Below are 26,199 nucleotides of genomic sequence, written 5' to 3'. Positions count from 1 at the left end.
GGGCCGGTGCACCCCTACGGCCCGGACGGGGGCGGCGAACGCACCCGGGTCCCGGAATCCGCGGCTGCGCACTGCGGGCCGCTCGGCCCGACGGCCCGCGGGACACCGGGGCAGCCGCACCCGCCCGAGCGATCAGGTCATGGGCGCCGGGCGGCCGTCCGGCGGGCCCGAAGGCTCCCGGGCCGTGCTCGCCGATGGTGCCGGGCGGCCGTCCGGGGCCCCCGGGAGTGCGTCTGCCGTTCTACGACGCCGGGGGCGGTGGGCCGGCGCAGCGGAGGCGGTCCGCGGTGACGGGCGCGCCTTCGGCCACGTTGCGGTCGTAGGTGACCGTCTTGACCACGACGGGCTCGGAGCCGACGGTGACGTCGAAGATCCCGTCGGCGCGGGTAGCCGCCCGCAGGCGGGCCCCGGGGAGGGCGGCGGCGAGGGTGTTCGCGTCGGCTTCTCGCCCGGCCGGGAAGGTGATCACCGGCGGGCCCGCGGGCCGCTCGGCGGGGGCGGACGCCGAGGTGTCCGTCACCACGAACCTGCTGCGCCGCAGCGCCGTGGCGACCTTCGCGTCGTCGACGCGCACCTTGATCCGGGCGGGGTTGGTCTCGGCGCGGGTCTCGGGAACGGGCAGGATTCGGGTGTCCCCGGTGATCGGGCGGTCGGCGCGCAGGGCCTCCCACAGCGCCCGGGAGCGCTGCTCGTGCCAGAGGAGCGTGGAACCCACGCCGGGCACGCGGTGGTCGAAGTGGGCGATCGGCACGGTGGCGAACTCCATGCGGTCCGCGGGCAGCCGCCCCAGCGTCCAGCCGATGCCGATGAGGTCGTTCACGCCCGTACCGGCGTCGGTGCGCACGGACCTGAGCAGCCGGCGTGCCGTGTCAGCCGCCTTGACGGGGTCGGTCAGCGCACCGCGGACGGTCAGCCCCTCGAGCAGGTCGGCGAGCATACGCTGCTGGCGGCGGACCCGGCCGAGGTCCCCCGGCGGGTCGAGGTGCCGTGCCCGGGCGTAGCCGAGCGCCCTGTTCCCGTCGAGGTGGTGTGTGCCCGCGGTGATGTCGAGGCCGGAGTTCTCGTCCTTGAGCGGCTTGTCCGAGCACACGGTGGCGCCGCCGAGGTCGTTGACGGCCTGTTCGAATCCGGTGAAACCCGTCTCCAGGTAGTGGTCGACGCTGAGGCCCGTCACCTTCTCGACGGTTCGCACCGCCAGCGGACCGCGGCCGATCTTGAAGGCTCCGTTGATCTTCGCGCGGGGGGCCGCCCCGGTCGTGCCCTCGGGAGTGGCGTACTCGACGTAGCTGTCCCTGGGGATCGAGACGACGCTCGCCCGGCGCCGGTCCTCGGAGAGGTGAACGAGCATCATCACGTCGGTGCAGTCGCATCCTTCGCCGCCGACGTGCAGGCGTCGCTTCTCGCCGGCCGACAGACCGGTGCGGCTGTCGATGCCGACGATCAGGATGTTGGTGCCACGGCCGGTGTCCCGGGCGGCGGGACCGTCCGCGGCGGGGGCGGTCTGCGCGCCGAGCCAGGGCCAGGAGGCGAGTCCGGCCAGCACGGTGAGTCCTGCGGTCAGACGGCGCATCGGAAACCCCCGGGAGGATCGTCGTTCGATACGCGTGACGTTAACCGGACGATCGGCACATCCGTTGTCAGGCGACCGGGGCGCGCCGTCCCGGCGGGCGGCGGTCACCCGCGTTGGCCAACGGACGGAACGGCCGGGACGAGATCCTGGCTCAGGGGTACTGGCCTCCGGGCGCAGGGGCCGGGCGCAGGGGCCGGGCGCAGGGGCCGGGCGCAGAGGGTACTGCCTCCGGGGTCCGGTCCGGGGTGCCCTGCGACGGTGCACGCCCCTGGGCGTGCCGAACCGCGTCGCGTCCGCGTCGCCCCGGACGCGACGGGCACCGCACCGTGCCGCGCCGGACGCGGGGGACGTACCACACCGTGCCGGTGCGGGGTCAGCCCGTGTGCGCCGCGAACGCCTCGTACGCCGGTTCGTCGAACAGGACGAAGAGGACCTCCTCCACCGAGGTCGTCGTCGTGTTGTGCACCGTCTCGGTCGCGATCCGGGCGCCGTCGTCCATGGGCCAGCCGTAGATGCCGGTGGAGATCGCGGGGAACGCGACCGTACGGGCACCGAGTTCGTCCGCCACGCGGAGGGACTCGCGGTAGCAGGAGGCCAGCTGCCCGGAGCGGTCCTCGGAGCGGCTGTGGACCGGGCCGACGGTGTGGACCACCCAGCGGGCCGGGAGCCGCCCGGCGGTGGTCGCGACCGCCTGGCCGGTCGGCAGGCCCTTGCCGTAGTGGGAGGCCCGCAGTCTCCGGCACTCCTCCAGGACCTCCGGCCCACCGCGCCGGTGGATCGCCCCGTCGACCCCTCCGCCGCCGAGGAGGGAGGAGTTCGCGGCGTTGACGACGGCGTCGACGACCTGCTCGGTGATGTCACCGCGGACGAGTCTGATCGTGGGGTGACCGGTCATGGCACCATCATGCCGCCGTCCGCCATGTCCCGTCGATCGACGACAGCGGGGACCGCGGTGACCCGCTCAGCGGTCGCCGCCGCGCAGATGCCGCCACACCTCCTTGGCGGCGTTGTGACCGGACATTCCGTGGACGCCCGGGCCCGGCGGGGTCGCCGACGAGCACAGGAAGACCGCGGGGTGCGGTGTCCGGTACGGGAACAGCGTCCGCTTGGGGCGCAGCAGCAGTTGGAGGCCGGTCGCCGCTCCGCACGCGATGTCGCCGCCGACGTAGTTGGCGTTGCGCGCGGCCAGCTGCGGCGGCCCGGCGACGGCGCGGGCGAGCACCAGGTCGCGGAAGCCCGGGGCGAAGCGCTCGATCTGGCGCTCCATCGCGTCCGTGAGGTCGCCCTCCCAGCCGTTCGGCACGTGACCGTAGGCCCAGAAGACATGCTTGCCCTCGGGCGCCCGGGAGGGGTCGACCAGGGTGGGCTGCGCGGTGATCAGGAACGGAGTCCCGGGGGCGCGGCCGCCGGAAGCCTGGCGGAGCGCCGTGTCGATCTCGCGGCTGCCGGGACCGATCTGGACCGTGCCGGCGCGGCGCGCTGCCTCTGCGGTCCACGGAACCGGCCCGTCCAGCGCGTAATCGATCTTGAAGACGCTCGCCCCGTACCGGTAGCCGTCGTAGACCCGGCCCAGGCCCGCGATCCGGGCGAGCGCGGTGGGCGAGGTGTCGAAGACGTAGGCGCGGGCGGGCGGGAGGTCGTCGAGGCGCTTGATCTCGGTCCCGGTGTGGATCGTGCCGCCGCAGTCGCGTACGTACGCGGCGAGGGCGTCGGAGATCGACTGCGAGCCGCCCCGCGGCAGTGGCCAGCCGACGGAGTGCGCGGCGAGCGCGAAGACGAGGCCGACGGCGCCCGTGCCGATGCCGGTCAGCGGGCCGATCACATGGGCGACGAGTCCGGCGAACAGGGCACGGGCCCGGTCGTCGCGGAACCTGCGCATCAGCCATGAGGAGGGAGGGAGGCCGTCGAGGCCGAAGCGCGCCAGGGTCAGCGGATCGCGCGGCAGGGCGCTGAGCGGCAGGGACATGAAGTCCCGGACGAGGGTCTCCCACTTGCCGAGGTACGGAGCGACCAGACGGCGGTACGCCCCCGCGTCACGGGGCCCGAACGAGGCGGCGGTCTCCGAGACCGAGCGGGAGAGGACGGCGGCGGTGCCGTCGTCGAACGGGTGGGCCATGGGCAGTGGCGGCTGGAGCCACTCCAGCCCGTACCGCGCGAGGGGCATGGCGTCGAACGCGGGAGAGCCCGCGCCCAGCGGATGCACCGCCGAGCAGGGGTCGTGGCGGAAGCCCGGGAGGGTGAGCTCCTCGGTCCTGGCGCCGCCGCCGACGGTGTCCAGGGCCTCGAACACGGAGACCGAGAACCCGCGGCGCGCCAACTCGGCGGCTGCGGTCAGTCCGTTGGGCCCCGCCCCCACGACGACGGCATCGAGCATCGACGGCACCTTGGGACTCCTTCGTCAGCCGGTGGCCAGGTATCCAGGATATTCGCCCGCACCGGCAACGCCGCCGGGGGTTGTGCGCTGCTGTCGGATGGCGGGGCATGAGTGGGCTCTGGTGCACATGGGTGAGGGGTCGGCTGCCGGATGCCTTCCGGGCCGGACCGCGTTCAGGGGCCGGGTGTCGGCAGCCGGCGCGGGGCGATGCGCTCCTCGACCGCCCGGTCGCCGTCCCGGACGACGATGTACGCGCCCTTGCCGGGCTGCTCGCTCACGGCCTCGACGAGTTCGGTGCCCCGGTAGACGAGGCCGACGCCGTCGTCGGTGCAGTGGGTGACCGGCAGGGTGCCGTCCGCGACCAGCCGGTGCACCAGCGGGCGGCGTCCGGGGTCACTGTCGTAGTGCACGCCGTTGCCGTAGGGGAGGAACCCCAGGGCGTCGGTGAGCGGTCGCAGCTCTCCAGGCCCGCGGAGCCGCACGGCCGGGAGCGGACGCCCTCGGTACGGAGCGCGAGAAGGGCCCGCTTCTGTGCCCCTCCTACTCCCTACTCCGCGCCGGAGACGAGGAGTTCGTGGACGAACCGTGCCGTCGCCGCGTCCCGCGCCGCCGTGAACGGCAGCGCGTTGCCGCCCGTGACGCGGAACCGGTCGCCGGTCAGCGTCAGGTCCGTGCCGCCGGCCTCCTCGACGAGCAGCAGCCCCGCCGCGTGGTCCCACGCGTTCTCCCAGGAGAAGGCGACCGCGCCGAGCTCGCCGCGCGCCACCGCGAGGTACTCCAGACCCGCGGAGCCGCACGGCCGGGAGCGGACGCCCTCGGTACGGAGCGCGAGGAGGGCCCGCTTCTCCCGGGGCGTCGTGAAGTCCGGGTGGGACATGGCCACCTGGAGGACCTGACCGGGCTCCGGCGCGCCCGACCGTATCCCCGTGCCGTCGACGCGGGCGCCGTGGCCGCGCACCGCGACCGCCATCTCGTCGAGCGCCGGCGCGTACGTCCACGACGCCAGCACCTCGCCGCGCAGGGCCAGCGCGACGAGCGTGCAGAAGCCCGGGTCGCCGTGGACGAACTGACGGGTGCCGTCGACGGGGTCGACGATCCACACCGGCGCGTCGCCCCGGAGCGCCTCGTACACCGCCGGGTCCGCGTGGACCGCCTCCTCGCCCACGACGACCGAGCCGGGCAGCAGGGCCGTCAGGGACGCCGTCAGGTGTTCCTCGGCGTTGCGGTCGGCGACGGTCACCAGGTCGTGCGGGCCGTTCTTCTCGACGATCTCGTGGACGGCGAGCTGGCGGAAGCGCGGCATGATCTCGGAGGCGGCCGCCTTGCGCACCGCCTCCTCGACCAGGGCGAGGTTCCCGGACTCCCAGGGGTTTCCGGTCGTCCCGGACAGAAACTCTTCGGTCATACGTCCAGCTAAGCACGCCGGACCGACATTCCCGCCGCCGCCCGATGACCGGTCGGCGGACACCTGGCCGACTCCCGGCGACGCCGGGGTGAACGCCCGGTGCCGGCTCGGCGGCCCACCGTGTAGCCCTGCATGCCGCGCGGGTTGGCCGCGGCGGACAGCACACCGGTCGCCGGGTCCCGTGCCACCGCGCACAGCCTGCCCTCCGACCGGGGCTCGCCGACCGTGACGTCGTGGCCGCGGCGGCGCAGCTCCGCCACGGACTCCGGAACCAGGACGCCCAAGGCTGCCGTCCTGGTCGGGGCCCGCCACGGTCCTGCCCCCCGTTGGCCGTGCTGAAGACCTCGTCCAGGTGTTGCCACTTGTCACCGGGGCTGTCGGCGGCTCAGCGCGGCGGCGGGACCACCCCACGGATCAGCCGACGTGATCGCGCCCGGGCGCCACGTCGCCTCGGACTGCCATGGACACCACTCAGAGACGGCCAGGCGGTTCCGAGCGAGGTGTCGGGGTGGGGACGGGTGTGGGAGTGGGGAACCGCTGCTCGTTCCATTGTTCCGGAGTGACCAGAGGATCCCTCTCGTTGAGGGACTGCGGGACGTACGAGTACAGGGCCGACCGCTTGGACGCACTGCCGCTCGGGAGCACCAACTCCTGGGGCACAACCTGACCGGTCGGCAGTACGTAGTGGCCGGTGTACCTCGTGGCGGGACGTTGGACGAAGGCGACGATCCTCGACAGCGGAGGCACCGTGACACTGGTTTCCCACGTGTAGGTACTGCTTTCCTCCCACGATGTTCCATAGGTGTTCTCGATGGACGCCTGCACGGTGGCGCCGAGCGAGACGACGCCCTTGGACAGGCCGAGTTCACTCTCTATTCCCTTGGAGATGGTCTGCGACACCTCGCGCGATTCGCTGAGGGTCGTCGAGAACGAATAGGTCCCCGTCTGGGACTCCGTCTCACCGAGATTCCTGATGTCGGCGCCGTTCAGCGGCTCGGACGGCATCCACTTCGTGTCCTCGGCGGTATCCGCTTCGAAGGTGCACCCCGGGGAATCGACGCAGACCTTCCGCGCCTCGCTCTCCTTCCATCCGAACTGCAGCTTCATGTATCCGACCGAGAAGCCCAACCGGACGTGGTTGCTGCGCTGACCCACTCCGGATGACGGCCAGCCGACCTTCACGGATGCGGATGACGCGTCAGATCCGGACATGAACGTCGGCGCGCAGTCCGTGTAGGGGATGTAGCTGGTGAAGTCCTTGAGGTAGGGAACCAGCCGGTACGACGTGCTGTGGCCGCAGTACGAGGCGGGGCTGCCGGAGACCACGCTCAACTGATGGTTCGATCCGAAGTCGTACAAATCGATCAGCTTGTGGAGCCCCCGCGCGCCTATCTCGTCGCTCAGGCCCTGTAACGTGCTCCTGCAGAACCAGTCGGATCTGTTGGGGGGTGCGTCGACCCACTGCGCGCAGTGGCGGTTGGCGATGCCGCTGAACATTGCGGGTGGGGCCGAGGCGGCGGCCTGCGGAATCGTGTCGGCCTGCGCGGGTAAGGCGTTTGCGGTACCGAGGACGAGGACCGCCGCCAGCGCGGACAGCGACCGGGTGGTCCACCGCCCGCTGCTCTGGTTCGCCGTTTTCCGGGTAGGTGAAATGGAGCTCATACCTGACTTGACACCCCTTCTGTACGTACGGCCGCCGTCCGGGAGGACGTACTGCGGCCGTGACTGATGCGCGCCTCCGGGGCTGCGAACGTCGGAGCGGCAGGCGTTGTGCACCCGCTGCGCCTCTTGGACGTCGGAACGCCGGCCGGCATGCACAAGGATTTCGGATTGACCAACCGGCCTGCGCCGCGCTGCGGCATGCGCACAGCACCGGCGTGCCAGTTGGTCGAAACTACGATCCCGATCGGAACGCCCCCTCGGTGTTGATCTCGTAGACCAGTGGTCGTCCGGTCGAGACGACGGGAACTCTAGGGACGCGCGATCTTCCTGGCCTATGCACCGGTTTCAGGTTCGAGGTGGGTCCGAGATCACTCGGCTCTTCAGAACCCTCCGGTGGATGGCGTCAGTGGTCGTCATTCCGACCGGAGTACGGCAGGCCACCGGCTCCGCCGGGCGAGGCCGGGAGACGGACTCGTGAGCGCCGCCTCCGGAGTCCGCTCGTCTCCGGCGAACCCGTCGACGGCATCCGCTGGGACACGGCCGAGTACACCACGGAGAACCCGGACGACAGGTGCACTACGCCCTCGTCCTGCAGACCTCGCGCGCCGGACTCCACCTACGCCCGACATGGCGGCCGGACGTTGAATTCATGTCCCCGCGTGAGTGGACCATAAAAGAATCGTCTACCAAGTTCTCGCTTCAGCAAAGGCATAGCAAACGTCCACCGTGAGGCCTGGCGCCCCACTATTCCACTGTTACGGTGGATCGTGTCCGAAAGGGCAGTTGGGATTCGATGGACTCGACCCTCGCCCAACTCCTGTAAAAGAGCGGCCATCCACAAAGGAGACCACGATGGAACTTCTTCACCGAGTCAACAACGACTCCACACTCGCCGAGGTCCCGATCCTGGCTGAGCAGGCAGTTCAGGTGAAGGGCTCGGAGCCGGTCCTCAACATATTCAACGACATGAACAACTTCGTCAACGCGGCGACGCAGCCCGCGGGAGAGGTCGCGGCCGACGCCCTCGACGTCACGCTGGAGGCCTGCCCGGCGACCGTTGCCTGACACCACCGATTCGACGGGCTGTCCCGCGGCGCCGAGTTGCGGTCAGGGCGAACCCCGCTCATGCCGTACGGATCCGATGGATATTTCGCGGAGCGAACGGCGCGTTCCGCGCCGCGGGACGGACCCGAGAAAACTCCTCGCAGCCATGGGAACACCATCCATGAGAAAAATACCCGAATCTTTCATCGGCCGGCGACAGGCCATCACCATGGCCGAACGCACGAGTGCCTTCACCCATCTTGTGAGCAGCCTGGAAATACTGACGACCGAGGATGACCGGGCAACGGGGGGGTTCAACGACTGGCGCGTCGTCCGCGACCACTACGCGGACTTTCCGGCCCCTGTGCGCCGGAGCCTCGACACTCTCGGCAATCCCGTGGTCACGCGTGTACTGCACGTCGGCCGGGTGGCAGCCGCCGCGTCCCTGGTGGCGTCGAAGTCCCAAGGGCGGTGGCGGGCCTGCGCCGACGCCTATCTGGCGCTCAGCTCCGTGGCGCTCCATCCCCGGCACATGTACGGCACCGACGGCTCCGACCAGCTCTCCCTTCTGGTCCAGTTCTCCATGGCCGTCGCGAGGATCGGACGCGGGAACCCTCGTCTGGCCGACGCCTGCCTCTGGTTCGTCGCGCTGCAGTCGACGCTCTCGTACGCCGTGTCCGGTCTGGTCAAACTCCCCGGGCCGGACTGGCGATCGGGGACGGCGCTGCCGGGCATCATGCGTACGGAGAACTATGGTGACCGGGACGTCCACGGCCTCATGCGCAAGTACCCGCGGGCTGCGAAGGTCCTGACCCACGGCGTGCTGGCGCTGGAATGCGGATTCCCGCTGGTGTACTACCGGCAGGGCAGGTACGCGTCGGCGCTCCTGACCGCGACCGGCGCGTTCCATCTGGTGAACACCCGTGTGATGGGCCTTGGGCGGTTCCTCCCCGCCTTCCTCTCCACCTATCCCGCCGTCCTCTACACCGTCCAGGGCACCGAGGACCGGAACGGCTCCGCCCCCGCCCGCGGCGACAACACTCCACGGCTCGCCGGTGGCCTGCTCGGCGCCGCGGCCCTCGCCGCGGCCGGGTCCCAGTGGCTCAGGCGTCGCCGTGTCCTGGCCGGCGATGACAGCGAGCGGCATTTCACCGCGCCGTCCGGCAACCGCCTCGGCTACCGGCTGACCGAACCGCTCCAGGAGTCGGACGCCGCCCGCCCGGTCCTCGTGTGCCTGACCGGCCTGATGGCCACGGCCGCGCGCTGGACCAACGTGCGGCGCGGCCTGGAGAGGGACTTCCCGGTCCTGACGTACGACCGGGCCGGCTACGGCAGCAGTAGCTACGACCAGGCCGACCCGTACACACTGCGCTCCTCCGTCGATGACCTGGCCGCCCTGGTCCGGGCGGTCTGCCCCGACCGTCCCGTGGTGCTCGTCGGCCATTCGCTCGGCGGGTACCTGGCTCTGAGGTACCTCAGCGCACTGCCCGGCCAGGCCACCGGTGCGGTGCTGCTGGACCCGAGCCACCCCGGCGAACTCCACCGTTCCGCCGCGCAGGCGAACGGTGCGCGGCGCTTGGCCGGCCGGTTCCTGACGATGCCGACCTCGCTCCGGTGCGGCCTGGGGGCGCTGCTGCCGGAACCCGGCTGGCTGTCCTGGCTGCCGCCGGATGCCCGACGCCGGGTGCTGGACCAGTACCGTGACGCCGGTCTCTGGCAGACCGCCCTGCGCGAGTGGAAGGCCACCCACGCGGAATTCCTGAACCACGACGGATCCCTCCCGGAGGTGTCCGTCCCACTGCTTCTGATCGCGGCCGGCAGCACCCACCGTGAGGACGGCGTCAACGCCGAGCTCCACCAAGAGATCGTGGACTCCTCCCCACGGGGCGGCCTCCTGGTGATCGACGGGGTCGGGCACGGCGAACTGGTAACGGGCCCGGAGCCGGCCCGCAGGGTGGCCGCACACGTCGTGGCCTTCACCACGTCACTGGGACCGGAAGGAGCGTCCTGATGCCTGGGGCACTGCGCGCCGCATGGACGTCGTCGGGCCGGCTCTGGGTCGCGCGGGCCGCCGAAGCGGGGTTCGCGGTGTGGATCGGCGCGACCGTACTGAGTCAGCACCCCGTCCGTACCTTCGACCGCCTGCGCCGGTACGACAGGATGAACGTGCTGATCCCGAACTGGCGCTTCTTCGCACCCCATCCCGCTCAGCACGACTGCCACCTGCTGTACCGGACGCTCTCCGGCACCGGTGAGGCGTCACTGTGGAAGCGTGCCTCCACCATCACGGGACGCAGCTGGACCCATGTGATCTGGGATCCCGCCCGGCGCCGGGAGAAGGGCTTCCTGGACCTGTGCAACGACTTCACCAACCGCACCAACAAGGGGCTGGAGTTGACGGGTTCGGTCGCCTACCGCCTCATGAACGCCTTCGTCCTCCGGCACATCCGGCAGTCGGACCCCGACTGGCCGCACGTCACGGGCTACCAGTTCCTGATCGTCCAGTCGGGCGGATACGAGGAGAGCGAGGAACTGCAGTACAGGTTCACCTCTCCCTTCGTCCCGGTGACGCACGACGCGTCGGACGTCCGTCCGCGCGAACCGGTGGAGAACCCCCGGCGGCGGCCGACCGGGGCCAGGCCGCCCCGTCGGAAGGAGCGGGAGTGAGGCCCACTCCGGTCATCAGCGTCCGGCACGTCCTCCGCAGTCACCGGAAACGGCTCGCCACGGGCCTCACCCTCGGACTGCTGGCCGCGTGCGTGTCGCTGCTGCAGCCCTTGGCCATCGGAAGGATCATCCAGGCCGTGTCGTCAGGCGGTTCGCCCGGCGGGCCCGTCCTGCTGGCCGCCTTGCTCTTCGCCACCGGCGCCCTGCTCTCCGGTCTCCACGGGTACACGATGGGCACACTCGGTGAGAACCTCGTCTTCGACATCCGCAGTGTGCTCGCCCGCCGGGTGCTGCGCGCGCGGCTGCCGGACTTCCAACGCTGGGCGGAAGGAGACCTGCTGAACCGTCTGGTGACGGACACCTCGATGGCGCGGGTCACGATGTCCTCGGCTCTCACACAGATCACCAGCAGCGTGTTCGGCGTACTGGGGTGCCTCACCCTGATGGCCCTGATCGACCTGCGGCTCCTCGGTGTGACGGTCGGTTGCCTGGGTGCCGCCGGCCTGGCCTGCGTCGTCCTGGCCCGCCGGATCAGGAAGCAGGCGGTGGCGAACCGCACCGACACCAGCCGCTACGCCACCGCCGTCGCACGCGTGCTGGGCATCATGTCGACGGTCAAGTCCTCGTGTGCCGAGGCCCGCGAGGCGGACACCCTCGACGGTCTCGCCGGACGGGCCCGGCGCTCCGGTATCCGGGTCTCCGTCCTGTCCGCGGGCCTGGGCCCGGCGATCAACGTCGGCTCGCAGGTCGCTCTGACCGCGGTCGTGGCGTGGGGCATGGCCCGTGTCGCCACTGGCGACCTCTCACTCGCCGCACTGACCGCCTTCATCATGTACCTCTTCTACCTGGTCTCACCGCTGCTCACGACGTTCACCTCCATAGGACGGCTCCAGCAGGGCCGGGCCGCGATCGACCGCCTCGGGGAGCTCGCCGACCTGCCGCAGGAGAGCGGGCCCCCGGACCCCGCCACGCGGGTACGACCTCGGAGCGGGCATGACGCCGTGGAATTCGAGGGGGTGTCGTTCCACTACGGCGGAAGCGGACGGAACGCACTGCACGAGGTGTCGTTCGGCGTGCCCGCGCGCGGACTCACCGCGATCGTCGGCCCGTCGGGCGCCGGCAAGAGCACCCTCTTCCGACTTGTCGAGCGATTCTACGAGCCCGACTCCGGGCGCGTCCTCCTCCACGGCGCGGACGCCGCCTCGATGCCGCTCGACCGGGTGCGGCGACTGACGGGACATGTGGAGCAGGACCACCCGCTGATGCGTGGCAGTGTCCGCGACAACCTGATCTACGCCTGCCCCTCGGCGAGCGAGGACGACATCGCCGAAGCGCTGCGGCTGGTACGGCTCGACCAGGCGGTCGAGTCCCTCCCCCATCGGCTCGACACCGATCTCGGCGAACGGGGTCACGGACTCTCCGGCGGGGAGCGGCAGCGCCTGGCCGTCGCCCGGGCACTGCTGTCGCGGCCCTCCATCGTCCTCCTGGACGAGGCGTCCGCCAACCTGGACGCCGACACCGAGGCGGAACTGCGCGGGGCCGTCGCCTCCATCGCCCGGGATCGCGCCGTCGTGACCATCGCGCACCGCCTGTCGACCGTCGTGGAGGCAGACCGGATCGTCGTCATGGAGGCCGGGCGGGTGCGCGCCGTCGGCACACATCGGGACCTGATGCGACGCGACGACCTCTACCGACGGCTCGTCGTACGGCAGTTCGCACCGGTTCCGGAAGCGCACGCCCTGGCCGGGCGACCCTTCGAGGCCGGATGACGGAGAGGCTCGTCGCGCTGGGATGTGTCACCGCCGACGCCGGCCGCCCCGCTGTCGGAAGGCCGGCGACTCCGCAGCGCGGCTGCCTGCCGGTTCACGAGCGCCGGCAGGTCTCCGGCAGGTGGAGCGGTCCCCGGACCGTGGGACGGGGCGAGTCCGGCACGGGCCCGCAGCCTCACCCGGCAGGAACGGCAAGCGGGACGGGGGGTGGAAGATCATCGTGCGGCGCGCCAGACGGGCTCAAGGCTGTCGAGAAGGTCGCGATAGGCCGTGGTGGCGCTGTCCCAGCGTGCGTCGGCCATCGGCGCCATGAGGAGTCCGAAGACGGCGCCGGTCAGGAGGACGGCGTGGCTCCGGGCGCGGTGTTCCGGCACGCCGATGCCGAGGAGGACGGAGCTCAGCAGATCCGTCCATTGGCCGATGGTGTCGCGCATCACCGGCCCGTACCGCTCGGGATGGAGCAGGCTGTCCGCCATCACCTCGAGGTAGAGAGGGAATGCCGCCCGGAGGCCAGGGGCGGTGAAGTCCTGCCACACCTCTTCCATGAAGCGACGCACGCCAGCGGCGTCCTCTGGCGGCCCTGTCGATTCGAGCCGATCACGAACGCGCGACAGAGGACGGTCCTCGTCCACGGCGAGGACTTCGGCGACCAGGCGCTCCTTGGTGCCGAAATAGTAGAGGAGCATGCGGTCGCTGGTGCCCAGGGCCTTGGCGAGAGGGCGGAGCGACAGCCCGGACAGGCCGTTGCGGATGACATAGGCACGGATCCTGTCGAGCAGTTCACGCCGTTTGGCCAGGTCTGGCGAGCGTGGCATCGCGCCTCCTCTGCTGGGGGACGCACGGCGAACCGGGCGGCATGCGCCCGATAAATCCCTTTCCATCCCATTGGAGCGTAATACCCGCTACAGTTATTTTGCGAGTTTCAGTGCGATGGCGAGGTACAGCCCCCGCCCCGTCCACCGGCACGCCCGGTACCGCAGGCAGCACGAAAAGGACTGGTTCCCATGGCCTCTCGGGCCAACGGCCACACACGAGGATCCTGCAAGGAGCTGTGCGACCGACTCCCCCTCCGTCGGCATGGACGGAGCCCGAAGAGGACATCGCCCTTCGCTCGGAGACCCTCGCCCCGGCCGCTCTCATGGACCGCCCGACAGCAGATTCTCTGGTCCCGCGCCCTGCAACCGCTGCTGCCGTTGGACGCCCCCCGCGCACGCGCCGGCGACCGAGAAGCCTCCTGGCCCCTGCGGCGGGAACCGACCTCGGTCCCACGGGCGCGGCGTCTCGTGGTCGCACAGCTGGCGGACTGGGCCCTCCACGACCTGGAGGCGCCCGCAGAGCTACTGGTCAGCGAACTGGTCACCAACGCCGTGTGCCACACTCGCGGCCCCCTGCGGCTCAACCTGGCGGTCTGCGGCGGCCGCCTGTGCTGCGAGGTGGAGGACACGAACAGCGACGGCCCGGTACGTTGCGCGGCCAACGGCTGGGACGAAGGGGGACGCGGTATCGGACTCCTCGACGCGCTTGCCGATACCTGGGGGAGCTGCCTCACTGCCACAGGGAAGACGACGTGGTTCGAACTGGCAGCCACCGCGCCGGAAGCCGATTGACGCAGCACGCCGCGGCGCCTCGTACGGAGGCGTCGAGGGGACCACGAAGGGATGCGCGGAGTCCCTTGCGGTCGGATGACCTCCGGTGTCCGGTCGGCCCGGCCGCGTCCCGTCCCTCGCTCAGTGCCCCGCGTCCTCGCTCAGCGCGCCGCGGACGAGCAGGAGCAGGGCGTCGGTGAGCTCCTCGGCCGGTGAGCCGGTGGCCAGGCGGCGGAGCTGGAGTCCGGTGACAAGGGCGACGGTGTGGGCGGCGAGACGCTGGGGCTCGGGCACACCGAGGGCCGTGAGGATCTGGACGGCGAGGCGGTCGTACGCGCCGAAGCACTCGGCCGCAGCCTCGCGCAGCCGTTCGTCGCGGCCCGCCTGGATGTAGAGCTCGAAGGGCGCGATGTGCTCGCTGTCGAAGACCGTGCCGTCCGCGACCTGGGCGGCCAGCGCGGCCGCGCCGTCGACGTCGACGCCGTCCGCCTCACCCGTGTCGGCGAGTTCCGTGAAGCGGCGCGTCTCCTCACGGACGAAATGCAGCAGCGACTCACGCAGCAGTTCGTGCTGGCTGGCGAAGTGGTACGTGACCGAGCCGAGGGAGACCCCGGCCTCCTTGGCGATCCGCCGGTTGGTGACCGCAGCGATGCCGTCCTGGCCGATGATGCGCAGGACGGCGCGAATGATGCGCTGCCGGGTCGGGGGTATGGCAGGTGCGGCGGGCTCCGCGGAGGCGCTGGTCTGGCTGGGCATGCGCGTCATTGTTCCACCGGGGCGCTCCTCGGCCTCAGCGGGTCGGGGCAGTGCTCGTACCATCGCCGGTCGGCCTCCAGCTGGGCGGCGAGCGAGATCAGCGGTTCCTCCGTGCCCTCCGGCCCGAGCAGCTGCGCGCCGACGGGGAGGCCGTCGGAGGTGAATCCCGCGGGGACGTTGACGCCCGGCCAGCCGAGGACGTTCCAGGGCCAGGCGTACGGGCAGACGGCGGCGATCGCCGCGTTGGTGCGCCAGGCGTTGAGACCGTCGAAGGTGCCGATGCGCGGCGGGGGTGCGGCGGTGGTCGGGGTCAGCAGCACGTCGTAGGTGTCGAACAGCGCGCCGATACGGCGGTGCTGGCGTGTCTCACGGGCGCGGGCGGCCCGGACGATCGGCCCGCCGAGCAGTCTGCCGTTGCGCAGCGCCGTGCGGGTGCGCGGGTCGAGCAGCGCCGGTTCGGGGTGGAGGGCGGCGTACTCGGCCACGCCCGCGGTGCCCCGGGAGACGAAGCCGAGGCCCATCAGCCCGTATCGGGGCCGGGCCTCCTCGACGTGGTGGCCGAGTCGGGCGAGGGCCTCCGCGAGGTCGGAGACGGCGCGCCGGACCTCGGGGTGGGGCCGGGCGCCGCTGAGGGTGAGCGGCGGCCGCCAGGCGAGGGCGACGCGCAGCCGGCCGGGTTCGCGGCGGGCGGCGGCCGAGGCGTCCACGGCGTCGGGCCGGTGCAGGTCCTCGGGGTGGGGGCCCTGGACGGCGTCGAGCAGCAGCGCGGCGTCGGCCACGGTACGGGCCAGCGGGCCGTTGACCGTGAGTCCGTGGAAGGCGTCGGTCTGGGGGTGCAGCGAGACGCGGCCACGCTGCGGCTTGATGCCGACGAGATGGGTCCAGGCGGCCGGGATGCGGATGGAGCCGCCGCCGTCCGAGCCGAGGGCCGCGGGCACCAGACCCGCCGCGACGGCGGCCGCGGAGCCGCCCGAGGAACCGCCGGGGGTGTGGTCCGTGGACCAGGGGTTGCGGGTGGCGCCGAAGGCCGGACCCTCGGTGAAGGGCCACTGTCCGAGCTCGCAGGAGTTGGTCTTGCCGACGATGACGGCGCCGGCCGCGCGCAGTCTCCGTACGGCCTCTCCGTCGGCGACCGCGGGGGCCCGCTCGCCCCGGCAGCCGAAGTGGGTGGGCAGCCCGGCCACGTCCGTGTCGTCCTTCACGGCGAGCGGTACGCCGAGCAGCGGTGCCCGCTCTCCCGCCGCGAGGCGCCGGTCGGCGTCCTCGGCCTCGGCGAGGGCGGACTCGGCGCGGACGTGCCGGAAGGCGTTGAGGGTGGGCTGACTGGCCTCGATGCGCCCGAGCGCCGCCCGGACCAGTTCCACCGAGGTGGTCTGGCCTTCCTTCAGTTTCCGGGCCTGCTCGGCGAGGCCGGAGAAATCCGCTGTGGACATGACCACCCTGTGCTCCTTATCGTTCGTTCGAACGAACAGAACTGGAGGGTAACCAGATGCGCATCAACGGATCAACCGTTCTCCTCACCGGTGTCACCGGCGGTATCGGCGCCGCGCTGGCCGCCGAACTCTCCCGGCGGGGCGCCCGGTTGATCCTGACCGGGCGCCGGCGCGACGCGCTCGAGCCGCTGGCGAAGGAGTACGGAGCCCGCGCCGTCGTCGCCGACCTTGCCGACCCCGAGGACGTGGAACGCCTCGCCGCAGAAGCGGCGGGGACGGAGATCCTCCTGGCCAACGCCGCTCTGCCGTCCAGCGGCGAACTGCTCGACTACGCCCCCGGCCAGATCGACCGCGCCCTGGCGGTCAACCTCCGCGCGCCGGCCATGCTGGCCCGGCTGCTCGCCCCGGCCATGGTCGAGGCGCGCCGGGGCCATCTCGTGTTCGTCGGGTCCATCTCGGGCAAGACGGCGACCAGGCATTCCGCGCTCTACAACGCAACCAAGTTCGGCCTGCGGGGCTTCGCGCTCGGGCTGCGGCAGGACCTGCACGAGCACGGGGTCGGAGTGTCGCTCGTGCAGCCCGGATTCGTCCGGGACGCGGGGATGTTCGCCGCGACAGGCGCCGAGCCGCCCGCGGGAATGCGCACCGTCTCACCCCGTCAGGTCGTCACCGGGGTGGTGCGCGCCATCGAGCGCAACCGGGCCGAAGTGAACGTCGCACCGCCGGAGATGAGGATCCTCAGCGCGATCGGCGGCCAGTTCCCCGGCTTCTCCGAGCGAGTCCAGCGCCGTTCGGGGGGAGCCGAGCGCACGGTCCGCACCGTCGTGGCGGCCCAGCGCGACAAGCGCTGAGGCCGCCACCGGCCCGCCCCGTATACCACCCCCGTACGGGGCGGGCGTTACCGACGCCCGGGGCCCGCACCGCTGGGGAGCGGTCCGGGCCCCCGGGTCATGTCCTCTCAGCGGTGCCTTTCGCGCTCCGGCAGCATCAGCAGCGTGTACAGCAGCAGCGAGGCGGCGAGTCCCACCGCCCAGCCGTAGTCCGCGAGCGGCTTCAGGAAGGGGATCAGCCCCTCCGCGGGGAACGGGCCCTTCCCGGGGGCGGAGTGGGAACCGCCCACGGCCAGGATCCCGCCGGCGGCGAAGGCCGCGACGGCACGCCAGTTCCAGCCGGACGAGTACCAGTAGCGGCCCTCCGGGCGGTAGAGGTCCGCCGGCTCCAGACGGGTGCGGCGGACGATCCAGTAGTCGGCGATCAGGATGCCGGCGACCGTGCCGAGCAGCCCGCCCACCAGACCGAGCCAGGTGAAGATGTAGAGCTCGGGCGTCTCGGTCAGCTTCCACGGCATGATGAGCACGCCGACGACACCCGTGATCAGCGCCCCGGTGCGGAAGTTGACGAACCGCGGGGCGAGGTTCGCCAGGTCGTACGCGGGGGACACGACGTTCGCCGCGATGTTGACGGAGATCGTCGCGATCAGCACGGTCACCAGGGCGAACAGCAGGCCGAAGACGTTGTCCGTCTTCGCGGCGAGCTGCACCGGGTCCCAGATCGGCACGCCGTAGACGGCCTGGGAACCCGAGGTGACGAACACCGACAGCAGTGCGAACAGCGTCATCGTCGTGGGCAGTCCCAGCGTCTGGCCCCAGACCTGGGCGCGCTGGCCGGCGCCGAAGCGGGTGAAGTCCGGGATGTTCAGGGACAGGGTGGACCAGAAGGCGATCATTCCCATGAGGGAGGGGAAGAACACCGGCCAGAAGTCCTCGCCCCAGCCGAGCTCGGAGGGCTGGTCGAGCAGCGGCCCGAAGCCGCCGGCCTTCATCGCGATCCAGACCAGCAGCACCAGTGCGCCGACGATGACGAACGGCGCCGCCCAGTTCTCGAAGCGGCGCAGCGTCTCCATGCCCCGGTGGATGATGGCGAGTTCCAAGGCCCAGAAGATGACGAAGCAGAGCCACAGCGTCCAGGGCTGGCCCGCGATCTCGGCAACCTCGGTCCAGCCGCCGAAGACGGTGCCGAGCAGGACGAAGATGCCCTGCCCGCCGATCCAGGTCTGGATGCCGAACCAGGCGCAGGCGACCGCGGCCCTGATCAGTGCGGGGAGGTTGGCACCGCGCAGCCCGAAGGAAGCGCGGGCGAGCACCGGGAAGGGGATGCCGTACTTGGGACCGGCGTGACCGGTCAGGAGCATCGGGAACAGCACGATCACGTTCGCCAGCGCGATGGTGAACACGGCCTGTTTCCAGTCCATGCCGAGCGCCACGAGCCCGGAGGCGAGCAGCCAGGACGGGATGTTGTGGGCCATCCCGACCCAGAGCGCCGCGAAGTTGTACGTGGTCCAGTGGCGCTTGGCAAGCGGTACGGGAAGCAGGTCGTCGTTGACGAAGCGGCCTCCGGCGGGGACCGCGCCGGGCGCGAGTTCCACCCGGCCGTGGGCGTCGGTGAGCCGGCCGGAGTCGGAAGGGGGCGGGGAGGACGCCGGGGGAACGGTCGCGGTCATGGCCTTGACCCTTCAGCAGAGGTCGGGCGGTCGCGTGGGGGAGTTCGGTGCCCGTCAGCGGTCGAGTGCGGGGATGATCTCCGCGCCGTAGGCGTCGATCGTCGCTTCCTTCGCGTCGTGCATGTTGTAGACGGCGAACTGGTCGACGCCCAGGTCCCGCAGCGCCCGCAGTTTCTCGATGTGCGCGGACGGCGGGCCGAGGAGGCAGAACCGGTCGACGATCTCGTCGGGCACGAAGTCCGTGGACGCGTTCCCGGCCCGGCCATGGTGGTTGTAGTCGTACCCTTGCCGCTCCTTGATGTACGCGGTCAGGGCCTCCGGCACCATGTCCGATTGCTCCCCGTAGCGCGAGACCAGATCGGCGACGTGGTTGCCGACCATCCCGCCGAACCATCGGCACTGGTCGCGGGCGTGCTCGAGGTCGTCGCCCACGTACGCCGGCGCGGCCACGCAGATGCTGATCGCGTCCGGGTCGCGGCCGGCGTCGGCGGCCGCCTCCCGCACCGCCTTGACCATCCACTCGGTGAGGTAGAGGTCGGCGAGTTGGAGGATGAAGCCGTCGGCCTTCTGCCCGGCGAGGGCGAGCGCCTTCGGCCCGTACGCCGCCATCCACACGGGCAGCCGGCCGTCCCGCACCCACGGGATGCGTACGGGCTGCCCGTCGACGACCGCCTCGCGCCCCTCGGCGAGATCGCGGATGGCCCCGATCGCCTCGCCCAGCCGGGCCAGGGTGTTGGGCTTGCGGCCGGCCACCCGCATCGCGGAGTCACCACGGCCTATCCCGCAGACGGTGCGGTTGCCGAACATGTCGTTCAGGGTGGCGAAGGTGGAGGCCGTCACCTCCCAGGTCCGGGTCCCGGGGTTGGTGACCATCGGGCCGACGTGCATCTTCCGTGTGTGTTCCAGGATCTGGCTGTAGACGACGAACGGCTCCTGCCAAAGCACCGCCGAGTCGAACGTCCAGCCGTAGCGGAAGCCGTTGCGTTCCGCGCGCCGCATCAGACCGACGACCGCCGAAGCGGGCGGGTCGGTCTGCAGGACGAGTCCGAAGTCCACCGAGACCTCCTGGGTCGGGTTCCGCTAGTTCAGGTACTGGCAGGTCGAGCGGGGAGTGAACACGCCGTGGCCGGCCCGGCCGACGAACTCCCTTCGATCGACGACGAGTTCGCCCCGCGAGAGCACGGTCTCGACCCGCCCGGTGATCCGCCTGCCCTCGTAGGCCGAGTAGTCGACGCTCATGTGGTGGGTCTCGGCCGAGAGGACCTGCTCCGCGTGCGGGTCGTACACGACGATGTCGGCGTCGGCGCCCGGCGCGATGGTGCCCTTCTTCGGGTAGAGGCCGAACATCCGGGCGGGCGCGGCGCAGGCGATCTCGATCCAGCGGCGGCGCGAGATGTGACCGTCGAGTACGGCCTGGTGCAGCAGGTCCATCCGGTTCTCGACGCCCGGCAGCCCGTTGGGGATCTTGGAGAAGTCGCCGCGGCCGAGGTCCTTCTGGCCGGAGAAGCAGAACGGGCAGTGGTCGGTGGAGACGACCTGGAGGTCGTCGGTCCGCAGCCCGCGCCACAGCGCGGCCTGGTGCTCCTTCGGCCGCAGTGGAGTGCTGCAGACGTACTTGGCGCCCTCGAAGCCCGGTTCGGCGAGGTTGTCGGTCGACAGGAACAGGTACTGCGGGCAGGTCTCGCCGAAGACCGGCAGCCCCTTGTCCCGGGCGGCGGCGAGTTCGGCTACTGCCTCCTCGGCCGAGACATGGACGACGTACAGCGGCGCGCCGGCGACCCGGGCGAGCTGGACGGCCCGGTGCGTGGCCTCTGCCTCCAGCAGCACTTTGCGGACCTCGCCGTGGTAGCGGGGGTCGGTCTCGCCGCGCGCCAGGGCCTGTTCGACGAGGACGTCGATGGCGATGCCGTTCTCCGCATGCATCATGATCAGCCCGCCGTTGGCGGTGCCGCGCTGCATGGCCCGCAGGATCTGCCCGTCGTCGCTGTAGAAGACGCCGGGGTAGGCCATGAACAGTTTGAAGGAGGTGACGCCCTCCTCGACGAGCAGGTCCATCTCTTTCAGCGAGGACTCGTTGACGTCGGAGAGGATCATGTGGAAGCCGTAGTCGACGGCGCAGTTGCCGTCGGCCTTGGCGTACCAGGCGTCGAGTCCTTCGCGCAGGTTCTGGCCCCTGGTCTGGACGGCGAAGTCCACGATGGTGGTGGTGCCGCCCCAGGCGGCGGCCCGGGTGCCGGTCTCGAAGGTGTCGGACGCGAAGGTGCCGCCGAACGGCAGCTCCATGTGGGTGTGTGCGTCGACCCCGCCCGGGATGACGTACTTCCCGGTGGCGTCGATGGTGCGGTCGGCGGTCCAGCTCCCGGCGGCGGTGGACCCGTGGGCCGCGAGGGCGGCGACGCGGCCGTCCTCGACCAGGACGTCGGCGTGGGTCTCGTCGGCGGCCGTGAGGACGAGTCCGCCGCGGATCAGTGTGCGGTTGCTCATGGTCTTCCCTCGCGTGGACTAGATGCTGCGCAGGGTGCGTTCGAGGATCGAGGCGCCTTCCTCCGCCTCGGCGACGGTGAGGGACATCGGCGGTGCGATCCTCAGGACGCTGGTGCTGTGGCCGCCGCCCTTCCCGATGAGCAGTCCGCCTTCGCGTGCGGCTTCGAGCACGGCGGCGACGGCCTCCGGAGCCGCCTCGTCCGTGCCGGGCCGGACCAGTTCGATGCCGATCATCAGTCCGCGTCCGCGCACCTCGCGCACACCGGGGACCCCGGCCGTGATGGCGCGGAGCCGTTCGATGAGCAGTCCGCCGACGCGCCGCGCGTTGCCCTGCAGATCGTGCTCCAGCAGGTACGAGAGGTTCGCGAGGCCCGCGGCCGCGGTGACGGGTGAACCGCCGAACGTGGAGATGGAGTTGGCGTCGATGCAGTTCACCACCTCGGCCCGGGCCACCACGCCGCCCAGTGACATGCCGTTGCCGATGCCCTTGGCGAAGGTGAGGATGTCCGGCGGGCCGTTCTGCGCATGCGCCTGCCAGCCCCAGAAGTGCTCGCCCGTCCGGCCCCAGCCGGTCTGCACCTCGTCGGCGATCCACAGGATCCCGTGACGGTCGAGGACTTCGCGGAACGCGGCGTACAACCCGTCCGGTGGGGAGGTGAAGCCGCCGACCCCCTGAATGGGCTCGGCGATCAGCGCGGCCACGTCGTGGGTGTGGCCGAGCAGATCCTCCAGGTCGGCGACGCACGCCTCGGTGAACTGGGCGTCGGAGAGCCCCGCGTAGGGACCGCGGGTGCGCACCCCCCCGTGCACGTACAGGGTCTGCACCGGGGAGAGCGTCGTCGGCGACCAGGAGCGGTTGCCCGTGATGGAGACGGTCGAGAAGGAACGGCCGTGGTAGCTGTTGCGCATGGCCAGGATCTGACCGGACCTGCGGTACACGGTGGCCAGCAGCAGGGCGGTGTCGTTGGCCTCGGTGCCGGAGGTGGTGAAGAAGACCCGGGCGTCGGGGATGCCCGACAGGGCGGCGATGCGCTCGGCCAGCTCCACCATGGGACGGTTGAGGTAGAGCGTCGAGGAGTGGATGATCCGCCCGGCCTGCTCGCTGACCGCCTTGGTGACCTCGGGGAGGGCGTGGGCGGTCATGGTGGTGAGGATGCCGCCGAAGAAGTCGAGGTAGCGGTTGCCGTCCGCGTCCCAGACGTGCCGGCCCTCGCCATGGGTGATCTCCACGGGCTGCCGGTAGTACAGCGCGACCCAGTCGGGGATGACGGCGCGGTGCCGCTCGTACAGGTCGCTCACGGCCGGACCAGCCCCTCGTACGCGTCGGGCCGGCGGTCGCGGTAGAAGGCCCACTGCTGCCGCACCTCGTCGATCAGGTCGAAGTCGAGGTCCCTGACGACCAGTTCCTCCTCCTTGTCGCTGGCGACCTCGCCGACGAACTGGCCGCGCGGGTCGACGAAGTAGCTCGTGCCGTAGAAGTCGTTGTCGCCGTACTCCTCCTGGCCGACCCGGTTGATGGCGGCGATGAAGTACTCGTTGGCGACGGCCGCCGCGGGCTGCTCCAGCTGCCAGAGGTACGCGGAGAGGCCCCGGGAGGTGGCCGACGGGTTGTAGACCAACTGTGCCCCTGCGAGTCCGAGTTGACGCCAGCCCTCAGGGAAGTGGCGGTCGTAGCAGATGTAGACGCCGACCCTGCCGACGGCGGTGTCGAAGACCGGCCAGCCGGCGTTGCCGGGCCTGAAGTAGTACTTCTCCCAGAATCCCTTGACCTGGGGGATGTGGTGCTTGCGGTACTTGCCGAGATAGCTGCCGTCGGCGTCGATCACCGCGGCGGTGTTGTAGTAGAAGCCGGAGTCCTCGACCTCGAAGACGGGGACGACGATCACCATCCCGGTCTCCCGGGCGAGGTCCCGCATGCGCAGCACCGTGGGTCCGTCCGGGACGGGCTCCGCCCAGCGGTAGTGCTCGGGCTCCTGCACCTGGCAGAAGTACGGGGCGTTGAAGACCTCCTGGAACCCGATGACCTTGGCACCCTGCCGGGCCGCCTCACGGGCGTGCTCCTCATGCTTGGCGATCATGGATTCGGTGTCGCCGGTCCAGGTGGCCTGGACGAGTGCGGCGCGTACGACGTTGGTCATGATCTGCTCCTTCGACAAGACGTCAGAGCTCTACGCACGTAGACGCGATGCGTAGGAGGAGAACGTAAGCCCCGCCACACACCGGGGCAAGACCATCGTCGTCAACCCGCAGTGTCGATCATGTTTCGCACCCGAGCGGTCGACATACAGCGCATGCCGCCCTTTTTCAGGCGCTGATGAGACCGGCAACCCGCAGCGCGTGCACCAGATCACGCTCGCGGCCGGGCGACACCGCACGGGCGGCGGAGAGCAGTTGCGGGACGAGGCGGTGGGGGTCGGCGGCGGCGATACGCGCGCCTTCCTCCGGGGTGCGGACCCGGAGGAAGGCCGCGAGCAGCGCGTCCGCCTCGCGGCGGCCGCCCGCGTCGGCGAGCGCGAGGACGGCGTCGGCGATCTCGCGGGCCGGGCGGGCGACGCCCTGGCGCAGCAACCGGCCGCAGTCGTCGTCGCGGCCCGCCCCGGCGAGGGCGCCGGCGGCCTCGGCCAGCCGCTCCGGCGGCAGCGACGCCACCTCCCAGAGGAGAGTGGGCCAGTCGGCGCCCAGCCCGGAGCGGTACAGCTCGGCGGCGAGCAACGGCAGTCGGGCCGCGGGCCCCGACGCGGCCTCGCACAGCAGGACATGGGCCTCCCCGCCCCGACCGGCGGCGCGCAGCCGCCGGAGCGTGGCGACGGTCGCGAGCGCGGCACGGCGGTCCTCCTCGCCGATGGGCGCGGCCGCCGTCCCGCCTGCCGGGGCGGCCGGTTCCGCGTCCGCACCCCCGCCGAACCGCGCACCGCGCGGCCGCACCGCGGCGACGGGCAACTCGGGTACGCCGGGGACGGGCTCGGCCCCGCCCTCCTCCGCCTCCTCGTCCAGCCAGGCGTACCGGGCCCCACGCGGCCGCCGTCTGCTCCCTCGGCGCGCCTCGCGCCCTGGGGTGCGTCCGGCGTCGGGCGCGCTCCCCGCGAAGCCCTGTGGCGCCTCGTCGCCGCTCTCCCCGGAGGCACCCCGGACACCCGGAGCGCCGGGCCCGGAAGCCCCTCGCCCCCGACCGTCCGCCGCACCGGCGTCCGCCACGGGACGCCTCCAGGCCCCCGGACCACCGACTCCGGACCGCGTCCCGCCCCAATCCCGCCCGGCAGCCCCGCCGTCCGCGTCCCCAGCCCCGGCAGGGGCCTGCGTTCCGAGCGGCGCCGGGCCGCGGACGCGTCCGGTCCACACCCCCGGCCCACCCTCCGCGGCGCCCGGGTCCGCGGTCGGGTCCTCGGTCGGCGCCGCACCCCGGGCGGAGTCCGGGCCGGGGGCAGGTGCCGAGGAGGTCGCGCCGAACGCCCGGGCTGCCGCTGCCGGGTCGCGAGGGCCGGGCACCGGGGCCGGGCCCGAGGGGGAACCCGGAGGAGGCGCGAGCGCGGCGATGCGGGTGGAGAGTTCGGCGCAGCGTGAGGTCGCCCGGGTGTGGTCGTCGTTGGCCCAGGCGAGATCGTGGGCGAGGTCCCGGTACGCCGGGCTGCCCTCGGGGACGGAGGCGAGCCGGCGCAGCAGCTCCCGGCCGCGGTCGGCCGCACGGGCCTGTTCGCGGCGCATCAGCTCCAGCCGCTCCCGGAGGGCTTCGCCGCCGCCCGGGCGGCGGTCGTGCGCGGTCGCCGCGGCGGCATGCAGTCCGCGAGCGTGCAGCATCTCCTCGTCGTCCGCGGCCAGATCATGGAGGAGCGACTCCACCACGTCCCACGGCGGGACCTCCGCGCCCCGCAGACAGGCCGTGAGCCCGTCTGGGTCGCGGCGCCAGAAGACCCCGCACCAGCCGCTCTCCACGTCGAGGCGCTCCGTCACCGCCCTGAAGTATCGCGCGAAGTCGCCCACTTCGTTGGGGAGTTGATGCTCCGCCATTGCCTGCCCGCCCTCCGCCTCGGGTTCGCAGGCATTCGACCCCAGCCGTGTTACGGGACGGCTACGCGCAGTTTTCGCGGACGGTGCGGATCGCTCAACGTGTCCGGAGCGTCACCGCGATGCCGGTGTGCGGGCGCTTGCCCAGCCGTACGACCGCGGCGGGCACGTCGACGAGCCAGAACTGCCAGGTGTACTTGCGGCTCAGCAGCTTCCTGACCTTCCTGAGGTCGGCGCCGTCGAGCAGCCGCGCCGAACCCTCCGCGGTCTCGGCGCCCTCCTCGACCCTGCCCCGCACATCGCACGCGGTCACCGTGACCCGGGCGTCCCTGCGCAGGCGCTTGACCTTCCACGAGTCGGAGCGGGTCCAGACGTACAGTTCACCGCCCTCGACGGCGAACCACACGGGCGTGGCGACGCCCGTCCCGTCCTTCCGGAAGGTCGTGAGGCTGATGTACTTCGCTCGGTCGAGCTGCTGGAGATCCACGGGCGCGAGAATACGCCCGGGAGCACCGTTCGGGAATCACGGACCGGCGGCGAACGGACCGGCAGCGATCAGGGCGGGCCGCAGCCGGATCCCCCTTCGGGAGCTCGCGGGCGGGCCCGCCGGCCTCTCACACGGGTGGGAGCGCGCAGCGCTTCACCAGGTCGTCCATGGACAGCCCGAGGGCGCCGGCCAGGGCCGCCACGGTGAAGAACGCGGGCGTCGGGGCGCGACCCGTCTCGATCTTGCGCAGCGTCTCGGCGGAGATTCCCGCGGTGGCGGCGATCTCCACCATGCTCCGCGGACCGCGGACCTCACGCAGCAACCGCCCGAGGCGCTCTCCGCGTTCGCGCTCTTCGGGGGTGAGGGGCGTACGAACCATGGCGTCATTCTAATACCAGTGCGACCGGCATGGTGACTGGTGCGACGGAGAACGGGCCGGATGGCTCACCGGACGCCGGGC

Annotated in this window: 22 protein-coding genes and 1 pseudogene; 6 read left to right on the top strand and 17 right to left on the bottom strand. The window is 71.6% G+C overall.

The features are described 5' to 3' along the window. Positions 1 to 241: 241 nt before the first annotated feature. The 6 genes and pseudogenes from QMZ92_RS00615 to QMZ92_RS00590 form a co-directional block, all read right to left on the bottom strand. The gene (locus QMZ92_RS00615; protein ID WP_283295217.1) at positions 242 to 1,570 is read right to left on the bottom strand and encodes an LCP family protein; all 1,329 of its coding nucleotides are present in this window, start codon (positions 1,568 to 1,570) and stop codon (positions 242 to 244) included. Between the two features lie 373 nt (positions 1,571 to 1,943). Continuing rightward, positions 1,944 to 2,465 (bottom strand): O-acetyl-ADP-ribose deacetylase, encoded by a 522-nt coding sequence (locus QMZ92_RS00610; RefSeq protein ID WP_283295216.1) that lies wholly within the window; start codon positions 2,463 to 2,465, stop codon positions 1,944 to 1,946. 66 nt (positions 2,466 to 2,531) lie between these two features. Further along, the gene (locus QMZ92_RS00605; RefSeq protein ID WP_283295215.1) at positions 2,532 to 3,953 is read right to left on the bottom strand and encodes a phytoene desaturase family protein; all 1,422 of its coding nucleotides are present in this window, start codon (positions 3,951 to 3,953) and stop codon (positions 2,532 to 2,534) included. 164 nt (positions 3,954 to 4,117) lie between these two features. Next, positions 4,118 to 4,405: pseudogene (locus tag QMZ92_RS00600) on the bottom strand (peptidase E); the annotation flags it as partial. An 86-nt stretch (positions 4,406 to 4,491) separates the two neighbouring features. Beyond that, complete coding sequence (locus QMZ92_RS00595; RefSeq protein ID WP_283295214.1) at positions 4,492 to 5,349, bottom strand: inositol monophosphatase family protein; 858 nt, start codon at positions 5,347 to 5,349, stop codon at positions 4,492 to 4,494. A 471-nt stretch (positions 5,350 to 5,820) separates the two neighbouring features. Next, the gene (locus tag QMZ92_RS00590; protein WP_283295213.1) at positions 5,821 to 7,011 is read right to left on the bottom strand and encodes a hypothetical protein; all 1,191 of its coding nucleotides are present in this window, start codon (positions 7,009 to 7,011) and stop codon (positions 5,821 to 5,823) included. Between the two features lie 852 nt (positions 7,012 to 7,863). Here QMZ92_RS00590 and QMZ92_RS00585 point away from each other — a divergent pair. From QMZ92_RS00585 to QMZ92_RS00570, 4 genes are all read left to right on the top strand, one after another. Then, complete coding sequence (locus tag QMZ92_RS00585) at positions 7,864 to 8,076, top strand: hypothetical protein (RefSeq protein ID WP_283295212.1); 213 nt, start codon at positions 7,864 to 7,866, stop codon at positions 8,074 to 8,076. A gap of 160 nt (positions 8,077 to 8,236) precedes the next feature. Next, positions 8,237 to 10,066, top strand: coding sequence for an alpha/beta fold hydrolase (locus QMZ92_RS00580; RefSeq protein ID WP_283295211.1), 1,830 nt, complete (start codon positions 8,237 to 8,239; stop codon positions 10,064 to 10,066). Then, positions 10,066 to 10,722: a hypothetical protein gene (locus QMZ92_RS00575; RefSeq protein ID WP_283295210.1), complete on the top strand. Its 657-nt coding sequence runs from the start codon at positions 10,066 to 10,068 to the stop codon at positions 10,720 to 10,722. The genes QMZ92_RS00580 and QMZ92_RS00575 overlap by 1 nt, the downstream gene beginning before the upstream one ends. Beyond that, positions 10,719 to 12,491 carry an ABC transporter ATP-binding protein gene (locus QMZ92_RS00570; protein ID WP_283295209.1) on the top strand — a complete coding sequence of 591 codons (1,773 nt, stop codon included), beginning with the start codon at positions 10,719 to 10,721 and terminating at the stop codon, positions 12,489 to 12,491. The genes QMZ92_RS00575 and QMZ92_RS00570 overlap by 4 nt, the downstream gene beginning before the upstream one ends. Before the next feature lie 215 nt (positions 12,492 to 12,706). Here QMZ92_RS00570 and QMZ92_RS00565 read toward each other — a convergent pair whose 3' ends face one another. Continuing rightward, positions 12,707 to 13,306 (bottom strand): TetR/AcrR family transcriptional regulator, encoded by a 600-nt coding sequence (locus QMZ92_RS00565; protein ID WP_283295208.1) that lies wholly within the window; start codon positions 13,304 to 13,306, stop codon positions 12,707 to 12,709. Between the two features lie 189 nt (positions 13,307 to 13,495). On the opposite strand from QMZ92_RS00565, the gene QMZ92_RS00560 reads away from it, so the two are divergent. Beyond that, on the top strand, positions 13,496 to 14,098 hold the full coding sequence (locus QMZ92_RS00560; protein WP_283295207.1) for an ATP-binding protein: 603 nt from the start codon (positions 13,496 to 13,498) through the stop codon (positions 14,096 to 14,098). Positions 14,099 to 14,218: 120 nt separating this feature from the next. On the opposite strand, the gene QMZ92_RS00555 is transcribed toward QMZ92_RS00560, so the two are convergent. Next, entirely contained in the window at positions 14,219 to 14,833 is a 615-nt protein-coding gene (locus QMZ92_RS00555; RefSeq protein WP_283295206.1) for a TetR/AcrR family transcriptional regulator, read from the bottom strand. 5 nt (positions 14,834 to 14,838) lie between these two features. Then, on the bottom strand, positions 14,839 to 16,266 hold the full coding sequence (locus QMZ92_RS00550) for an amidase (protein ID WP_283295205.1): 1,428 nt from the start codon (positions 16,264 to 16,266) through the stop codon (positions 14,839 to 14,841). Between the two features lie 56 nt (positions 16,267 to 16,322). On the opposite strand from QMZ92_RS00550, the gene QMZ92_RS00545 reads away from it, so the two are divergent. Then, complete coding sequence (locus QMZ92_RS00545) at positions 16,323 to 17,117, top strand: SDR family NAD(P)-dependent oxidoreductase (RefSeq protein WP_138052252.1); 795 nt, start codon at positions 16,323 to 16,325, stop codon at positions 17,115 to 17,117. Between the two features lie 107 nt (positions 17,118 to 17,224). On the opposite strand, the gene QMZ92_RS00540 is transcribed toward QMZ92_RS00545, so the two are convergent. From QMZ92_RS00540 to QMZ92_RS00505, 8 genes are all read right to left on the bottom strand, one after another. Further along, positions 17,225 to 18,766 carry an NCS1 family nucleobase:cation symporter-1 gene (locus QMZ92_RS00540; protein ID WP_283295204.1) on the bottom strand — a complete coding sequence of 514 codons (1,542 nt, stop codon included), beginning with the start codon at positions 18,764 to 18,766 and terminating at the stop codon, positions 17,225 to 17,227. A gap of 54 nt (positions 18,767 to 18,820) precedes the next feature. Beyond that, complete coding sequence (locus QMZ92_RS00535) at positions 18,821 to 19,822, bottom strand: TIGR03842 family LLM class F420-dependent oxidoreductase (protein ID WP_283295203.1); 1,002 nt, start codon at positions 19,820 to 19,822, stop codon at positions 18,821 to 18,823. A 24-nt stretch (positions 19,823 to 19,846) separates the two neighbouring features. Continuing rightward, positions 19,847 to 21,250: a dihydropyrimidinase gene (hydA, locus tag QMZ92_RS00530; RefSeq protein WP_283295202.1), complete on the bottom strand. Its 1,404-nt coding sequence runs from the start codon at positions 21,248 to 21,250 to the stop codon at positions 19,847 to 19,849. A gap of 18 nt (positions 21,251 to 21,268) precedes the next feature. Continuing rightward, complete coding sequence (locus tag QMZ92_RS00525) at positions 21,269 to 22,549, bottom strand: aspartate aminotransferase family protein (RefSeq protein WP_283295201.1); 1,281 nt, start codon at positions 22,547 to 22,549, stop codon at positions 21,269 to 21,271. After that, positions 22,546 to 23,388 (bottom strand): nitrilase-related carbon-nitrogen hydrolase, encoded by an 843-nt coding sequence (locus QMZ92_RS00520; RefSeq protein WP_283295200.1) that lies wholly within the window; start codon positions 23,386 to 23,388, stop codon positions 22,546 to 22,548. The genes QMZ92_RS00525 and QMZ92_RS00520 overlap by 4 nt, the downstream gene beginning before the upstream one ends. A gap of 166 nt (positions 23,389 to 23,554) precedes the next feature. Further along, the gene (locus QMZ92_RS00515) at positions 23,555 to 25,255 is read right to left on the bottom strand and encodes a hypothetical protein (protein WP_283295199.1); all 1,701 of its coding nucleotides are present in this window, start codon (positions 25,253 to 25,255) and stop codon (positions 23,555 to 23,557) included. A 94-nt stretch (positions 25,256 to 25,349) separates the two neighbouring features. Beyond that, positions 25,350 to 25,739, bottom strand: coding sequence for a PPOX class F420-dependent oxidoreductase (locus tag QMZ92_RS00510; protein WP_283295198.1), 390 nt, complete (start codon positions 25,737 to 25,739; stop codon positions 25,350 to 25,352). 127 nt (positions 25,740 to 25,866) lie between these two features. After that, a complete protein-coding gene (locus QMZ92_RS00505; protein ID WP_283295197.1) occupies positions 25,867 to 26,118 on the bottom strand; it encodes a helix-turn-helix domain-containing protein in 252 nt (83 codons plus the stop codon). Between the last annotated feature and the right edge of the window lie 81 nt (positions 26,119 to 26,199).

It is taken from the genome of Streptomyces sp. HNM0645, from assembly GCF_030056615.1.
GTDB lineage: Bacteria > Actinomycetota > Actinomycetes > Streptomycetales > Streptomycetaceae > Streptomyces > Streptomyces marianii.
This window is presented reverse-complemented; position numbering and strand designations above follow the sequence as displayed.

Bases quoted from the DNA above. Each gene is read 5' to 3' on its own strand.
- QMZ92_RS00615 (WP_283295217.1), bottom strand. From the start codon at position 1,570: ATGCGCCGTCTGACCGCAGGACTCACCGTGCTGGCCGGACTCGCCTCC.
- QMZ92_RS00610 (WP_283295216.1), bottom strand. From the start codon at position 2,465: ATGACCGGTCACCCCACGATCAGACTCGTCCGCGGTGACATCACCGAG.
- QMZ92_RS00595 (WP_283295214.1), bottom strand. From the start codon at position 5,349: ATGACCGAAGAGTTTCTGTCCGGGACGACCGGAAACCCCTGGGAGTCC.
- QMZ92_RS00590 (WP_283295213.1), bottom strand. From the start codon at position 7,011: ATGAGCTCCATTTCACCTACCCGGAAAACGGCGAACCAGAGCAGCGGG.
- QMZ92_RS00585 (WP_283295212.1), top strand. From the start codon at position 7,864: ATGGAACTTCTTCACCGAGTCAACAACGACTCCACACTCGCCGAGGTC.
- QMZ92_RS00580 (WP_283295211.1), top strand. From the start codon at position 8,237: ATGAGAAAAATACCCGAATCTTTCATCGGCCGGCGACAGGCCATCACC.
- QMZ92_RS00575 (WP_283295210.1), top strand. From the start codon at position 10,066: ATGCCTGGGGCACTGCGCGCCGCATGGACGTCGTCGGGCCGGCTCTGG.
- QMZ92_RS00565 (WP_283295208.1), bottom strand. From the start codon at position 13,306: ATGCCACGCTCGCCAGACCTGGCCAAACGGCGTGAACTGCTCGACAGG.
- QMZ92_RS00560 (WP_283295207.1), top strand. From the start codon at position 13,496: ATGGCCTCTCGGGCCAACGGCCACACACGAGGATCCTGCAAGGAGCTG.
- QMZ92_RS00555 (WP_283295206.1), bottom strand. From the start codon at position 14,833: ATGCCCAGCCAGACCAGCGCCTCCGCGGAGCCCGCCGCACCTGCCATA.
- QMZ92_RS00550 (WP_283295205.1), bottom strand. From the start codon at position 16,266: ATGTCCACAGCGGATTTCTCCGGCCTCGCCGAGCAGGCCCGGAAACTG.
- QMZ92_RS00545 (WP_138052252.1), top strand. From the start codon at position 16,323: ATGCGCATCAACGGATCAACCGTTCTCCTCACCGGTGTCACCGGCGGT.
- QMZ92_RS00540 (WP_283295204.1), bottom strand. From the start codon at position 18,766: ATGACCGCGACCGTTCCCCCGGCGTCCTCCCCGCCCCCTTCCGACTCC.
- hydA (WP_283295202.1), bottom strand. From the start codon at position 21,250: ATGAGCAACCGCACACTGATCCGCGGCGGACTCGTCCTCACGGCCGCC.
- QMZ92_RS00520 (WP_283295200.1), bottom strand. From the start codon at position 23,388: ATGACCAACGTCGTACGCGCCGCACTCGTCCAGGCCACCTGGACCGGC.
- QMZ92_RS00515 (WP_283295199.1), bottom strand. From the start codon at position 25,255: ATGGCGGAGCATCAACTCCCCAACGAAGTGGGCGACTTCGCGCGATAC.
- QMZ92_RS00505 (WP_283295197.1), bottom strand. From the start codon at position 26,118: ATGGTTCGTACGCCCCTCACCCCCGAAGAGCGCGAACGCGGAGAGCGC.